The sequence below is a fragment of the Limosilactobacillus ingluviei DSM 15946 genome, assembly GCF_001435775.1.
GTDB classification, from domain to species: Bacteria; Bacillota; Bacilli; order Lactobacillales; family Lactobacillaceae; genus Limosilactobacillus; species Limosilactobacillus ingluviei.
The window spans coordinates 24,827-38,523 of sequence record NZ_AZFK01000020.1 but is presented as its reverse complement, the minus strand read 5'-3'; the positions used below and the strand labels follow the sequence as shown (position 1 = coordinate 38,523).

The 13,697-nt window shown below is 52.2% G+C and carries 14 protein-coding genes; 12 read left to right on the top strand and 2 right to left on the bottom strand.

Annotated features, from left to right (window positions below; translation table 11 throughout):
- Nucleotides 1–67: 67 nt before the first annotated feature.
- Nucleotides 68–751, bottom strand: a complete 684-nt coding sequence (locus FC43_RS03745) for a DUF554 domain-containing protein (protein ID WP_056954248.1) — start codon at nucleotides 749–751, stop codon at nucleotides 68–70.
- 69 nt (nucleotides 752–820) lie between these two features.
- Nucleotides 821–1,150: a hypothetical protein gene (locus FC43_RS03740; protein WP_019205829.1), complete on the bottom strand. Its 330-nt coding sequence runs from the start codon at nucleotides 1,148–1,150 to the stop codon at nucleotides 821–823.
- Nucleotides 1,151–1,337: 187 nt separating this feature from the next.
- On the opposite strand from FC43_RS03740, the gene gmk reads away from it, so the two are divergent.
- The 12 genes from gmk to rpmB all read left to right on the top strand — a co-directional run bounded on the left by gmk (nucleotide 1,338) and on the right by rpmB (nucleotide 13,653).
- Nucleotides 1,338–1,958 (top strand): guanylate kinase, encoded by a 621-nt coding sequence (gmk, locus tag FC43_RS03735; RefSeq protein WP_040469719.1) that lies wholly within the window; start codon nucleotides 1,338–1,340, stop codon nucleotides 1,956–1,958.
- Entirely contained in the window at nucleotides 1,955–2,230 is a 276-nt protein-coding gene (gene rpoZ / locus FC43_RS03730) for a DNA-directed RNA polymerase subunit omega (RefSeq protein WP_056954246.1), read from the top strand. The genes gmk and rpoZ overlap by 4 nt, the downstream gene beginning before the upstream one ends.
- Nucleotides 2,231–2,380: 150 nt before the next feature.
- Entirely contained in the window at nucleotides 2,381–3,577 is a 1,197-nt protein-coding gene (gene coaBC, locus FC43_RS03725) for a bifunctional phosphopantothenoylcysteine decarboxylase/phosphopantothenate--cysteine ligase CoaBC (RefSeq protein ID WP_056954244.1), read from the top strand.
- Nucleotides 3,578–3,594: 17 nt separating this feature from the next.
- A complete protein-coding gene (gene priA / locus FC43_RS03720) occupies nucleotides 3,595–6,003 on the top strand; it encodes a primosomal protein N' (RefSeq protein WP_268872344.1) in 2,409 nt (802 codons plus the stop codon).
- A gap of 44 nt (nucleotides 6,004–6,047) precedes the next feature.
- Nucleotides 6,048–7,004 (top strand): methionyl-tRNA formyltransferase, encoded by a 957-nt coding sequence (gene fmt / locus FC43_RS03715; RefSeq protein ID WP_191979094.1) that lies wholly within the window; start codon nucleotides 6,048–6,050, stop codon nucleotides 7,002–7,004.
- On the top strand, nucleotides 6,991–8,340 hold the full coding sequence (gene rsmB / locus FC43_RS03710) for a 16S rRNA (cytosine(967)-C(5))-methyltransferase RsmB (RefSeq protein ID WP_056954240.1): 1,350 nt from the start codon (nucleotides 6,991–6,993) through the stop codon (nucleotides 8,338–8,340). Before fmt ends, rsmB begins: the two co-directional genes overlap by 14 nt.
- Nucleotides 8,341–8,361: 21 nt before the next feature.
- A complete protein-coding gene (locus FC43_RS03705) occupies nucleotides 8,362–9,105 on the top strand; it encodes a Stp1/IreP family PP2C-type Ser/Thr phosphatase (RefSeq protein WP_056954238.1) in 744 nt (247 codons plus the stop codon).
- Nucleotide 9,106: 1 nt separating this feature from the next.
- Complete coding sequence (pknB, locus tag FC43_RS03700) at nucleotides 9,107–11,026, top strand: Stk1 family PASTA domain-containing Ser/Thr kinase (RefSeq protein ID WP_056954236.1); 1,920 nt, start codon at nucleotides 9,107–9,109, stop codon at nucleotides 11,024–11,026.
- A gap of 23 nt (nucleotides 11,027–11,049) precedes the next feature.
- Nucleotides 11,050–11,922, top strand: a complete 873-nt coding sequence (gene rsgA, locus FC43_RS03695) for a ribosome small subunit-dependent GTPase A (RefSeq protein WP_019205820.1) — start codon at nucleotides 11,050–11,052, stop codon at nucleotides 11,920–11,922.
- Nucleotides 11,923–11,940: 18 nt separating this feature from the next.
- Nucleotides 11,941–12,594 carry a ribulose-phosphate 3-epimerase gene (gene rpe, locus FC43_RS03690; RefSeq protein ID WP_056954234.1) on the top strand — a complete coding sequence of 218 codons (654 nt, stop codon included), beginning with the start codon at nucleotides 11,941–11,943 and terminating at the stop codon, nucleotides 12,592–12,594.
- A 67-nt stretch (nucleotides 12,595–12,661) separates the two neighbouring features.
- Nucleotides 12,662–13,330, top strand: a complete 669-nt coding sequence (locus FC43_RS03685) for a thiamine diphosphokinase (RefSeq protein WP_056954232.1) — start codon at nucleotides 12,662–12,664, stop codon at nucleotides 13,328–13,330.
- Nucleotides 13,331–13,464: 134 nt separating this feature from the next.
- Complete coding sequence (gene rpmB, locus FC43_RS03680; RefSeq protein WP_019205817.1) at nucleotides 13,465–13,653, top strand: 50S ribosomal protein L28; 189 nt, start codon at nucleotides 13,465–13,467, stop codon at nucleotides 13,651–13,653.
- The last annotated feature ends 44 nt before the right edge of the window (nucleotides 13,654–13,697 follow it).

The window sequence follows — 13,697 nt, the reverse complement described above, 5'->3', positions numbered from 1 at the left end:
AATAAAAATGGTACTAACAGGATTTTACTCCCATCAGTACCAAATATTGTAGAACCGTTTTTGGTGCTTATTTTAACAGCATTTGCCCGATAAAAAAGAGGATCGGGATCAAGAGGGCGGGAAGCAGATTTAAGGTTTTAATCGCTTTGATTTTTAAAATGCTCAAACCGGAGGCGAGGATCAAAAAGCCCCCCACCGCAGCTAATTCCGTGACTAAGGCGCCCGAAAAGAAGCTGGCCGACAGGTAACGGGCAATTAAGAAAATCCCGCCTTGCCATAAAAAGAGGACCGGCGCACAGACGAGCATTCCCCACCCAAAGCTGGCCCCAAAGACGATGGAAGTGACAAAATCCAGGCTGGCATTGGTTAACAGCATCGTTTGGTCACTTTTAATCGCAGCCATCACGGGGCCAACGATGGAGAGCGCGCCAATGCAGTAGAGCAATAAGCCAGTCGCAATCCCCCGCCCAACCCGGGCGGCGCCAAAGTGCGCGACCACCCGGTTAAAGCGTTCGTCGATTTGAAGGGCCGTGCCGCTGACGGCGCCTAGGGCCAGGCTGACAATGAATAAAACCGGATAGTGACTGTGCGGTAAATTGGTGGCAATGTATTGCACCCCGATCCCCAGGGCGGTGAGGCCCATCGCGTCAAAGAGCGCTTGTTCATAGCGTTGGCTTAAACCGTGCTTTAATAAGCAACCAAGGGTGGTGCCGCTTAAAATGGCGGCCACGTTCACGAGTGTTCCAAACATAGTTCGATCCCTTTCCCAAAAAAGTTGATATTAAAAATTATACGAGCTTAGGAAGGGCAGAACAAGGGCTTAGCCGGCAATGTAGCGAAGTTGTTGAATAGTAAAAAAGTAGGTCTGGTTTTGATGGGTTAACAGATAACGTTGCTCATCGAAAGCCTTGATGGTCCCACGGACATTAATCGGATAGCCAGCTGCCGTGGCGGGCATTAACTGGACAAAGACTTCGCGTTGCTGGTCAATTGCCATTTTTAAAAAGAGTTGGCGTTGGAAAAGGGGTTCGACCGGCAGGAGGGTGACGGGGGGCTGTTGTTCGAAGAAGGGTTCTTCAAAGAGGGGCTTAAGGTGGGTAAGTAATTTAGCTGTTCCGTGATTGATAAAAGAGGGATTAAGTTTTTGCATTTTCTACAACCTCCGAACTATCGTTTGCAATTCAATTATACGAACGGTTGTTTAAAATTGCAAGCAGAGATTCAAAATTTGGTTCGTTGCCGGGCAGGGACTTTCTTGATAAAGGACTTGAATTCAAGCCCAGAGTATTGCAAAATAAAAAGTAATACGTTCATATATGGTTAGGAGTTTGTGATTCATGACAAAGCGCGGAATGTTGATTGTCCTTTCCGGTCCTTCGGGGGTAGGGAAAGGAACGGTGCGGAAGGCAATTTTTGACCAACCAGGTAATGATTTTCAGTACTCAATTTCAATGACGACTCGGCAACCACGCCCGGGCGAAAAAGATGGGGTTGATTACTTTTTTGTTTCAAAGGAAGAATTTGAAAACAACATTCAAACCGGGCAGATGTTGGAGTATGCCAAGTACGTTGACAACTATTACGGCACCCCGTTAAAATACATTGATGAGACTTTGGATGCCGGCAAGGATGTCTTCTTGGAAATCGAAGTCAACGGGGCCATGCAAGTTCGTTCAAAGCGACCGGACGGGGTCTTTATCTTCTTGACGCCGCCGGATTTGATGGAATTAAAGCAACGCTTGATTCACCGGGGCACGGACAGCATGGAAGTCATTAACAAGCGGATCCACAAAGCCTTTTCAGAAATTGAAATGATGCAAAACTATGACTACGCGGTGGTTAACGACGAAGTGCCAAACGCGGTTGAAAAGATCAAAGAAATTATCCGCAGCGAACGTTTGCGGGTAACTCGTGTCATGCCAGACTACTTAGAAATGTTAGGAGATTCAAACAAATGATTCTGTACCCTTCAGTCGATGAATTGTTGAAGCAAGTTGATTCCCGTTACTCATTGATTATGTTGGCCAGCAAGCGGGCTCATGAAATTGATAAGTACCGCACGGATAAAGATCGGGCCCAAAACTCGGATAAACCGGTTGATTTGGAACAGGACAAGCCATTATTATTGAACCGTTACAATTCAACGAAGTCCGTCGGGATGGCCTTGGAAGAAATTGAAGCGGGGTTGGTTTCAATTGATGAAAATCCAAGTACGCCGGATGAAGACTAACCCGTTTGACGGTAATAACTAAATATCAAGGCGCTGACGAAGCTGACAGCTGGTGATTTTGGGGCGGCCGTTCTTGGGTTCAAAAATGGTCGTTGGCAAGCTACGGGTTCGTTGGCGCTTTTTGCGTAATGAGAAAGGTGTGGAACAGCAATGGCAAAAATTGCGGTGTATGTCAGCGGCAGTGTCGCCGCGTTTAAAGCGGTCAGTGTGGTCCGCCAGTTACAAAAAGCTGGTCATCAAGTTCGGGTCGGACTAACGGCGGCGGGCGCCAAATTTGTCAGTCCAACGACCTTCTACGCCCTGACCCATACTCCGGTCTTAGTGGACTTGTGGCAAGGGGACCAAGGTCCGGTGCCCCACATTGAGTGGGCTGATTGGACCGACTTAGCTTTAGTCGTCCCGGCCAGTGCGGATCTATTGGCCAAAATGGCCCAGGGGATCGCGGATGATGCGGTTTCGGCCGCGTTATTGGCGACCAGTGCCCCAATCATGGTTGCCCCGGCGATGAATACCCACATGTGGGAGAATCCAGCGACGCAGCGCAATTTAGCCCAATTAGCCGCGGATGGAAAACAGATTTTGACCCCCACGACGGGGATGTTGGCCGAAGGATATGCCGGAAAGGGCCGGATGGTGGAGCCAGCGGAGATTGTGACCGCGGTCACCACCTTTTTGACGGCGTCAACGCGGTTAGCCAACCGGCACCTCCTAGTGACCGCTGGTGGGACGAGGGAACCGCTGGATCCGGTTCGCTACATTGGGAACCGTTCGTCTGGCAAAATGGGGGTAGCAATTGTCAAGGCGGCTTTGGCGGCGGGGGCTAAGGTCACCTTAATTGCTGGTTCGGTTCAAGTAGCCCTGCCCATCCACCCCCGTTTGACGGTGCAACGAGTTACCACCACGGCCGAAATGTTGGCGGCGGCGCAGGCCGCGTTTCCGACGGTCGATGCGGTCGTGATGGCGGCGGCCGTGGCGGACTTTCGCCCGGCGACGGTTAGCGACCAAAAGATTAAAAAACAAGCTGGCCAGGAAGAATTCACGGTCCAATTGGTGAAAAATCCCGACATTTTAGCAACGCTGGGGGCCAAAAAAACGACCCAGGTAATAATGGGCTTTGCCGCCGAAACTAATGACCTATTGGCCCATGCCAAAGAAAAATTGGCGAAGAAACACGCTGACTATATTGTTGCCAATGATGTCAGCCAAGCGGGGAGTGGGTTTGGTGTCGCAACCGATCAAGTTACGATTTTGACCCCAGACCAAGCGCCGCAAGCTTGGCCCCTGTTAACGAAACAAGAAGTCGGCCACCGGCTGGTAGCACTATTAGCGGCGCGCTTGGCGAAGTGAGTTAAGGGGGTGGCAATTTGCAAACGGTGCAAGTAATTGTCGATGTGCCAACGATGCAGACCAACCGGCCCTATACTTACTTGGTGCCCGAACGGTTAACTAATCAAGTTGAAGCGGGGATGCGAGTAATTGTCCCCTTTGGGCGGGGGCACCGGGAAGTCCAGGGCTTTGTCGTGGCCACGGGACAAACAGAGAGCGCCTACCAAGGAGCGCTTAAGGAGCTCACGGCCCTGATGGACTTGACGCCGGTTTTGAATCCAGAAATGTTAGCGCTGAGCAAGTGGCTGGCCGATCATACCTATGCCTTTTGGATCAGCTGCCTGTATACCATGCTGCCTAACCTTTTGAAGGCCAAGACCAAGCGGTTGGTCCGGGTGATTGATGAATTTGATCCGCAGTTACAGCAGAGCTTGTTTGGCGAAGCGGCGACCCTGGATTTGGCCCAGGTGCAGACTGATCCGGCGGCGATGCATGAACTGGTGAAATTGAAGCGGGCCGGCAAGGTCCAAATCGAGTATGCCGTTGAGGATCAAGCCCGTGCCAAGCAGGTGACCGCTTTGCAAGCGACGTTGGATTTTGAGGCCTATGAGGAGTTGTTGGCCACGGTACCCAAAAATGCCAAGGCTCAGCAACGCTTGTTGGTCTACTTGCAAGGCTTGGGTGAACAAAAAGTACCGCTAAAAGCTGCGCGACAGCAAACTGGCTTGAGTTTGGCCACGTTTCGGTTAGGGGAACAACGGGGCTGGTTGAAAAAGAGCCTGGTAGAGCAGCTGCGGACCCCGATGAGGCAAACGAAAGGCGCGGACCGGCCCGTGACCTTGAACGCAGAACAAACGGCAGCTGTCACGGCGATCCAAGCGGGCATTCAAGCGCCCACGGCCCCTACCTTCCTCTTAAAAGGGGTGACCGGGAGTGGCAAGACGGAAGTGTACTTGCGGGCGATGGCGGCGGCGTTGGCTAACGGCCAGACCGCGTTAATGTTGGTGCCAGAAATTGCCCTGACGCCGCAGATGGTGCAACGGGTTCGCGGCCGGTTTGGGCAGCAAGTGGCCATTTTGCACTCCGGGCTTTCAAACGGCGAGCGGTATGACGAATGGCGGCGGATTCAAAGGCAGGAGGTGCAAGTAGTGGTGGGGACCCGGTCCGCCATTTTTGCCCCCTTGCCGAAGCTGGGTCTGATTGTGATTGATGAAGAACACGAAAATTCTTATAAACAAGAGGACGCGCCGCGCTATCATGCGCGCGAAGTAGCCAAATGGCGCGCGCAATACCACCACGCCGCCGTGGTGCTAGGATCAGCTACCCCCAGCTTAGAGAGCTATGCCCGGGCCAAAACCGGCAATTATCACTTGCTGACCCTCACCCACCGGGTTAATCAGCAACCCCTGCCACCGGTAACGGTCGTTGATATGCGCCAAGAACCGCGCCAAGGGGGCGAAAGCAACTTTTCCCGGGCCTTGTTAGCGGCCGTGCAAGCGCGTTTGGCCAAGGGCGAGCAGAGTATCCTGTTGTTAAACCGGCGTGGCTTCTCCTCGTTTATGATGTGTCGGGATTGTGGCTATGTGCTGAAGTGCCCGAACTGTGATATCTCCTTGACCTTACACTTGGCCACGCAGAATATGAAGTGTCACTACTGTGGTTTTGAGGCCCCCATTCCGCAACGGTGTCCCCATTGTGCCAGTCGCCAAATTCGCTATTATGGGACGGGAACGGAAAAAGTGGAAGCGGAGCTAAAACACCGTTTGCCAGCCGCCCGGGTAATTCGGATGGATGTGGACACAACCCGGCGCAAAGGCCAGCATGCCAAACTTTTACAAGCCTTTGGCCAGCACCAAGCAGATATTTTGTTGGGAACGCAAATGATTGCTAAGGGGCTGGATTTCCCCAATGTCACCTTGGTGGGGGTGTTGAATGCTGACACGGGCCTGGATTTACCCGATTTTCGGGCCGGTGAGCGGACTTTTGACCTGCTCGCTCAAGTTAGTGGCCGAGCCGGGCGGGCGGATAAAGCGGGACAAGTCTTTATTCAAACTTACAATCCCGATAATTACGTGATCCAACTGGCTCAGGCGGGCAATTATGAGGCCTTCTTTGGTGCGGAAATGCAATTGCGAAAACAAGCGCAGTACCCGCCGTATTTTTACACGGTGCGCTTGATGGTGGCCCATCCCGAAGAAAAAGCGGCGGCCAAAGTGATTCATCAGCTGGCCCGGCGTTTGCAGGGGCATTTGGCGCCTGAGACCGTGGTCTTGGGCCCGACGCCCCGGGCGATTGCGCGCATTAAAAATCAGTATTACTATCAGATTGTGATCAAGTACCGGCATGATCCGGCCCTGCACCAATTGTTGACGGAGCTGCAACATGAGATCCAGCGCGACCGGCAGCTTCACTTTGTAATTGATCCGGATCCCCAATATTTTATGTAACCGTTTCACGTGAAACCGATCGAACCAATGAAAGGATGATGACAATGACATCTGTTGTCTTTATGGGAACCCCGCAGTTTGCGGTACCGATTTTAGAAGCCTTGCTGGCGGACCCGGCTTACGACGTACAAGCCGTGTTGACCCAACCCGATCGCCGGGTGGGGCGCAAACACCAATTGACGGCGTCCCCAGTCAAACAAGTGGCCCAAGCGGCCGGAATTAAGGTCTTCCAACCAGCCAAGCTCAGCCAAAGCGCGGAATTGGACGAGCTGGTGGCGATGGCACCGGATTTAATGATTACCGCTGCTTACGGCCAATTTTTGCCAACCCGCTTGCTAGCTGCCGCCCGCGTGGCAGCAATCAACGTTCATGGGTCCTTATTGCCGAAGTACCGGGGCGGAGCGCCCATTCAATACGCCATTATGAATGGGGACGCAGAGACGGGAGTCTCGATTATGTACATGGTCAAGCAAATGGATGCCGGCGCGGTGTTGGCCAAGCGAGCCCTGCCAATTGAAGCCACCGATGATGCGGGCACGATGTTTGAAAAATTGAGTTACTTGGGGCGGGATCTGCTCATGGCCACGCTGCCCAAGTTATTGGCTGGTGAGATTGAAGCCCAGCCCCAAGATGAAAGTCAAGTCGTCTTTTCGCCCAACATTACGACCGAACAGGAACGGATTGACTACCGGTTGCCGGCCCGGTTGATTGATGCCAAAGTGCGGGCGTTACGGCCGCGGCCCCTGGCCAACATGGTGATTGATGGGGTAGTGACGAAGCTGCTGGCCACGACTCCTCTGGTGGAAACCACGACCCAAGCACCCGGGACGGTTGTCCGGGTGGAAAAGCATGCCCTGATTTTGGCGGGTGGTCAAGGGACGACCTACCGGATTGATCGGCTGAAGCCCGCCGGCAAGCCCGCCATGGATATCACGGCATACTTAAATGGTCACCAAAATTTAAAGGCAGGAGTGCAAGCAATTACTGATGACAACGATTAAAAATTCGCCCCGCAATTTAGCCGTGACGGTGTTAGAACGGATTAACCGGCAGGGCGCGTACTCGAATTTGGAACTAAACCAGGTGTTAAAACGACACCAATTAACGGTTGCCGATAAGCATTTATTGACCACGCTCGTCTACGGAACCTTACAACATCAAATAACCTTGGAGTATTGGCTGCACCAATTCACCCGCCGGAAACTGGATCCGTGGGTCAAGCAGCTGTTATTAATAACGCTCTATCAGTACCATTATTTAGAACGGGTCCCCGCTTTTGCGGCGACCAATGAAGCAATTGAAATCGCTAAGTGGCGGGGAAATGCCGGGATCCGCAAATTTGTGACCGGGGTCTTGCACGCGGCCTTAAAAGCCGGCTGGCCTGACTTTGCGGCCGTTTCCGATCCGATCCAGCGCATCAGTTTGACTAGCAGTTTGCCAGCGTGGTTGGTCAAACAGCTGGCCGCCGAATATGATTTGGCAACGGTGGCGGCAATTGGCCAGGCAATTAATGAACCCGCGCGCTTGAGCATCCGGGTGAACCGCGCCAAGGCAAGTCTGGCGCAAGCCCAGGCTCAACTGGCGGCCGAAGGGGTCCAGACGCAGCCAAGTCACGTGGCGGCCGATGGGCTGATTGTCCAGAGTGGGGATTTATTGGCCAGCCAAGCGTTTGCCCAAGGGATTGTGACAGTGCAAGACGAAAGTGCCATGTTGACAGTGGAAAGTCTGGCTCAGGTTTGCGATTTAAGTCAAGCCACCTTGGTCCTGGACGCTTGCAGTGCGCCGGGCGGCAAGACGGGACAAGTCGCTGCGGCCCTAACCAAGCCCGCTAGTCAGGTGGTAGCGCTGGATATTCATGACCACAAGGTGAAGTTGATTCAAAAGAACATGGCGCGCTTGGGTTTGGCGACGCGCGTTTCAGCGCGGCAAGGCGATGCCCGGCAGTTGGCTTTCTTGGCTGACGGCAGTTTAGATGCGGCAGTGGTTGATGCTCCATGCAGCGGGCTGGGCCTCCTGCGGCGAAAACCGGAAATTCGTTACCAAAAAACTTTCCGCGACAGTCAACGGTTGCATGAAATTCAATTGGCAATTTTGGCGGCAGTTGCCCCAAAAATTAAAAAGGGCGGTATAATAACTTATAGTACGTGCACCATTCTGAAAGAAGAGAATGATCAAACGGTGGCCGCCTTTTTGGCAGCGCACCCCAATTTTGCCTTAGAACAAACGCAAACCGCACGTGCCCTAAAAGCTGACCGACCAGCGAAAACGCTGACGATTCTACCAAGTGACTACGGCTCGGATGGATTCTTTATTGCCACTTTGAAACGAGTCGAGTAGAAGGGATTTACTAATGGACCAATGAAAATTGATTACTTATCTGACATCGGCCGTCAACGGTCGCAAAATCAAGACCGGGTGGCGCTCTTTGAAAATGGTAAGCGTCAATTAGCGGTAATTGCCGATGGGATCGGTGGCAATCGCGGTGGTGACATCGCGGCCGCAACGACGGTTCGCTTGCTTGGTCAGAACTTTTGCCAAAGCGCACCCAAAAGTGTCAAGCATGCTAAAAAATGGTTGCAAGACCAAGTGACGCTGGCAAACCAACTCTTATTAAAAAAAGCAAACGAAAAGTTGAACTACCGGGGGATGGGAACGACTTTGGTGGCGGCAGTGACCTTGCCTAAGGGGGTCATTGTCGTGGCCAACATTGGTGACAGCCGGGGCTATATTTTGCACGACCGGCAATTAAACCAAGTGACCGTTGACCACTCCCTAGTCAATGAACTGGTAAAAAATGGTGATATGACTGAGCAACAGGCCCGTCGCTCGCCGCAAAAGAACATCATTACGCGGGCCATCGGGGTTTCACCCGATGCCGAAGTCGAGGTGAATGCTTTTGTCTTGCAAGCGGGGGACCAGCTTTTATTGTGCTCCGATGGGCTCTCCAAGATGGTTGAACATGATGCGTTAACAGCGGTTTTATTAGATTCGACGTTAACGGTCACGGCGAAATGTGAGCGCTTGGTAGCCTTGGCCAATAATGCTGGGGGCCTGGATAATATCACGGTACTAGTTGGCGAGTTCGACCAAGAAAGGGAATAGTATGAAATCCGGATACAAGCTGAACAACCGGTACCGGATCCTTCGTCCACTCGGTGAGGGTGGGATGGCAAATGTATACCTTGCTTATGACCAAGTCTTAGAACGGAAAGTTTCAGTGAAACTGTTGCGGATGGATTTGCGGGATGATCCGAAGACCCAGCGCCGGTTTGAACGCGAAGCGATGGCGGCGACCCAACTCAATGATCCGCATATCGTCGGCGTTTATGATGTGGGAACGGACCATGGCATGCAATATATGGTCATGCAATACGTCGAAGGAACCGATCTGAAAGCCTTTATCAAGCAGAATTATCCCATTCCGCTCCCCCAAGTGGTGGATATTATGGAACAGGTACTGGCGGCAGTTGAGACGGCGCACCGCCATGGGATTATTCACCGCGATCTTAAGCCCCAAAACATCCTGATTGATGAAGATAAGAACATTAAAATTACGGACTTTGGGATTGCCATGGCGTCAACGGCCAATTCGTTGACCCAAACCAATACTTTGGTGGGGTCCGTGCACTATTTGTCGCCCGAGCAAGCACGGGGCAGCATTGCTACCGAGCGGTCGGACATTTACTCCCTCGGGATTATTTTATTTGAATTACTGACCGGTCATGTCCCATTTGAAGGCGAAACGGCGGTTTCAATTGCTTTGAAACACTTTCGGGATGAAATGCCATCTGTCCGTGATATCAACCCGGCGATTCCGCAACCATTGGCGAATGTGGTGTATAAGGCAACGGCCAAGTCACCGCAACAACGGTATGAATCGGCGGCGGCGATGGCGGCCGATTTAAAGACGGCGCTGAATCCGGGTCGGGAGGCCGAGCCCCGCTTTCAAGAACATGACGCCTGTGATGACCAGACCCGGGTATTAGATCTAGCGGAACTAAAAGCGGCCGATCACCAAGCCCAACAACAACTTGCCCAAGACGACTCTGAAGAAGACACCAAGCAACTGGCTCCATTGCCGACCAAAGCACATAGCAACTGGCTGCGGGGCTTGTTAGTCGCGTTGGCCGTGGTAATTGTAATGGCGCTCGGGGGCTTATGGTACTTTAATCGCCCGATTGCCGTGCCATCGGTAGCGGGAAAGACGCCTGTGCAGGCCAGCCGGGTGCTGGCCCACCATCATTTGAAGATCGGGACTATTACCCGGGAAAACAGTGCGACGGTTGCCAAAGGAAAGGTGATTAAGCCAGCTAGTGCCGCTAAGGTCCGCTATGGGCGGGCAGTCAACTTGGTGGTCAGCGACGGGGTGGCCCACTGGAAAATGAAAGATTTAGTGGGGACCGATGTGGATCAAGCCCAACAACAGCTTGAAAACCTTGGCTTTACCGTGAAGATTCAAAAGAAATATTCTGATGAGGTTGCCGAGGGACAAATTATCAAGCAGAATGTAACGGCGGGCAAAACGATCCAACCGACCAAGCAGGTGGTTACCTTAACGGTTAGTGCTGGGCGGAAACAAATTAAAATTCCTAACTTTAAGAATAAGGATATTAAAGACGTCCAAGCCTTTGCCAACGAGCATGGGTTGCAGTTGACGGAAACGAAGAAGAAGTCGACCACCGTGGCCACCAACCGGGTCTTGGCCCAAACGCCAAAGGCCGGTTCAACGCTGGCCCAAGGTGACACGCTTACGGTGACCGTAGCGACGTCAGGGGATCAGCTGAAGACGACCAACATTCAGATCAGTATTCCGTTTGACAGTAACAACGGGCGCAAAGAGAATCGGGTCCAGGTCTACATCAGCGATGCTTATCACAACTTAACGATGGAATACGAAGACATTACCATTAACCAAGAAACGGTCATTTACGTGCCCTTTACCCTCCGGGACAACCAAATGGGGGCTTACAAGGTGATTCGCAATGGCCGGACGATTATGAGTGCAACCAATATCACGGGTTAACGACGACCTAAAGGAGGTAATTTTTGAAAACCGGAATTATTCAACAATCATTAAGTGGCTTTTATGACATTTTAGCCGATGGCCAGGTTTATCGGACCCGGGCGCGGGGCAATTTCCGCAAAAAGGGGCAAAAGCCATTGGTGGGGGACCACGTGGAATTCAGCGAAGAGGGTTACCTGCTAAAAATTTTGCCCCGCGAAAACGCCCTTGTCCGGCCCCTGGTGGCCAACGTTGATACGGCCGTGGTGGTAACCGCTGCTAAGGAACCGGATTTCTCGCCGAATTTATTGGATCGCCAGTTAGTGGCCTTGGCTTGGCAGAAGGTGGATGCGCTGCTGTATTTTTCCAAAACGGATTTATTGTCCCCGGCGGAATACGCGCACTTAGCCAAAGTAGCGGCGGGCTACCGGGCAATCGGCTATGAAGTCTGGTTGGATGAAGCCCCCTTTGCGCAAGCGACCCTGGATCAACTGACCAGTCGCTTGGCCGGGAAAGTGGTCACGATGATGGGCCAGACCGGGGCGGGGAAATCGACGCTGTTAAACCACTTAGCGCCGGAATTAAACCTTAAAACCGGCGAAATTTCTAAGGCCCTCAAGCGGGGCCGGCATACAACCCGGACGGTCAGCCTGCTAGAGGTTAACGGGGCGCTGGTTGCCGATACCCCAGGTTTTTCGTCCTATGAAGATTTTCCAATGACGGTTAATGATTTACCCCAGTTGTTTTATGAATTTCAAGCCTTGGCGCCGGAATGCAAATTCCGGGGCTGTTTACACTTAAAAGAACCGGGTTGTGCCGTGAAAAATGCGCTTGAAAATGGTAAAATAATGCCGTCGCGGTATGATGATTATTGTCAATTCCATGACTTGATTGTCAACCAAAAGCCAATTTACTAAGAGTGAGGAGAGTTTCTTATGATTAAGGTTGCACCTTCGATTTTGAGTGCGGATTACGTTAACTTGCAAAAGGACATTGAAAAGGTTGAACAAGCCGGGGCCGAGTTCCTTCACATTGATGTGATGGATGGGACCTTTGTACCAAGCATTTCGTATGGGCCGGGCTTTGTGAAGGCAATTCGGCCGATTTCCAAGATGGTTTTGGACGTCCACTTGATGGTTCAAAATCCGGAACACATTTTGCCAGACTTCATTGAAGCCGGGGCGGACATTATTGGGGTTCAAGTTGAAGCGACCCAACACATTCACCGGGCCTTGCAAATTATCAAAAATGGTGGGGTTAAGGCGGAAGTGGTAATCAACCCCGGCACGCCAGTTGAAGCCATTAAGCCGGTCTTGCACATGGTGGACCAAGTCTTGGTCATGACGGTGAACCCAGGCTTTGGGGGCCAAAAGTTCCTGCCGGAAACGGTGGCCAAGATTACCGAATTAAACGAATTGAAGCAAGCTAACGGTTACGACTTTGACATCGAAATTGATGGTGGGGTCAACGCCGAAACGGTGGTTCCTTGCTACGAAGCTGGGGCCACGGTGGCCGTAGCGGGCTCTTACGTTTACGGGGCCGCTGATCCAGCGGAACGGATCAACGCAATCAAGGCAGCCACCAAGTAAATTTTTTGCGTCGGCAATGGGCCGGCGCTTTTTGTCACTGACTGACCATAGAAGCGGGGGAAGCAGGATGCGAATCGTCAACGTAATGGTGGGGGGCCCCGCCCAAGAAATTCCAGAAGCACTTGTCCTAGCGCGGCAAGCGGAGCCGTGGGTCGGGGTTGATTATGGGGCGACGTACTTATTAGAGCGGGGGATTGTGCCCCTAATGGCCCTAGGCGACTTTGATTCGACCCAGCCAGCGAAGCTAGCGGCCCTCCAGGCCCAGGTGCCGACAGTCCGTTTTTACCCGCCGGAAAAGGATTATACCGATACCCAAATTGGGGTCAAAGCAGCGTTGGAGGAATTAAAGGCGGATCAAATCAATCTGTTTGGGGCCACGGGTGGGCGCTTGGACCAATTATTGGCGAATTTGTACTTTCCCCTCATGGCGGAGTTTCAGCCCTGTTTAGAAAAATTGGTAATCATCGACCGACAAAATGAAGTCCGTTATTTTCGGCCCGGCTTTCATACCTTGCATCAATTGCCGGGGATGAAGTATTTAGCCTTTGTGAATTTAACCCCGGTGACCGGCTTGACCTTGCCGGATGAAAAGTACCGGTTGACGGACTATGATGCCCCGATTCCGATCTCGTGGTCCAGCAATGAATTTGCCGGACCCGTGAATCACTTTTCGTTTAAAAGCGGGATTGTTGCGGTGATTCAAAGCAAGGACAGCCCAGCGACGGCCCGCCGGTAGGCTTTTGCTCCTGTCAAGGTAAATTACTTGAAAGAAAACTATTGAAAAGTCCCGGTTGCTATGGTAAATTATTTAGGTGAGTTACAGCGCTTAGGCGCTACTGAGAAAATTGATGAGGAGAGGAGGGTCCCCAGATGGCTAAGGATTATATCACCGGTAAACGGACACGCTTCGGTAACAAGCGTTCGCACGCCCTGAACTCAAGTCGTCGTAGCTGGAAGCCAAACTTGCAAAAAGCAACCATTTTAGTTAATGGTAAGCCAAAGAAGGTTTACGTTTCAGCCCGTACGCTGAAGTCGGGTAAGGTTACCCGCGTTCACTAAGAAATAGGCCGTCCGCAGCGGGCGGCTTATTTTTTTACCCCCCG

Coding starts and splice junctions, on each gene's coding strand:
- FC43_RS03745 (WP_056954248.1), bottom strand. CDS start 751: ATGTTTGGAACACTCGTGAACGTGGCCGCCATTTTAAGCGGCACCACC.
- FC43_RS03740 (WP_019205829.1), bottom strand. CDS start 1,150: ATGCAAAAACTTAATCCCTCTTTTATCAATCACGGAACAGCTAAATTA.
- gmk (WP_040469719.1), top strand. CDS start 1,338: ATGACAAAGCGCGGAATGTTGATTGTCCTTTCCGGTCCTTCGGGGGTA.
- rpoZ (WP_056954246.1), top strand. CDS start 1,955: ATGATTCTGTACCCTTCAGTCGATGAATTGTTGAAGCAAGTTGATTCC.
- coaBC (WP_056954244.1), top strand. CDS start 2,381: ATGGCAAAAATTGCGGTGTATGTCAGCGGCAGTGTCGCCGCGTTTAAA.
- fmt (WP_191979094.1), top strand. CDS start 6,048: ATGACATCTGTTGTCTTTATGGGAACCCCGCAGTTTGCGGTACCGATT.
- rsmB (WP_056954240.1), top strand. CDS start 6,991: ATGACAACGATTAAAAATTCGCCCCGCAATTTAGCCGTGACGGTGTTA.
- FC43_RS03705 (WP_056954238.1), top strand. CDS start 8,362: ATGAAAATTGATTACTTATCTGACATCGGCCGTCAACGGTCGCAAAAT.
- pknB (WP_056954236.1), top strand. CDS start 9,107: ATGAAATCCGGATACAAGCTGAACAACCGGTACCGGATCCTTCGTCCA.
- rpe (WP_056954234.1), top strand. CDS start 11,941: ATGATTAAGGTTGCACCTTCGATTTTGAGTGCGGATTACGTTAACTTG.
- FC43_RS03685 (WP_056954232.1), top strand. CDS start 12,662: ATGCGAATCGTCAACGTAATGGTGGGGGGCCCCGCCCAAGAAATTCCA.
- rpmB (WP_019205817.1), top strand. CDS start 13,465: ATGGCTAAGGATTATATCACCGGTAAACGGACACGCTTCGGTAACAAG.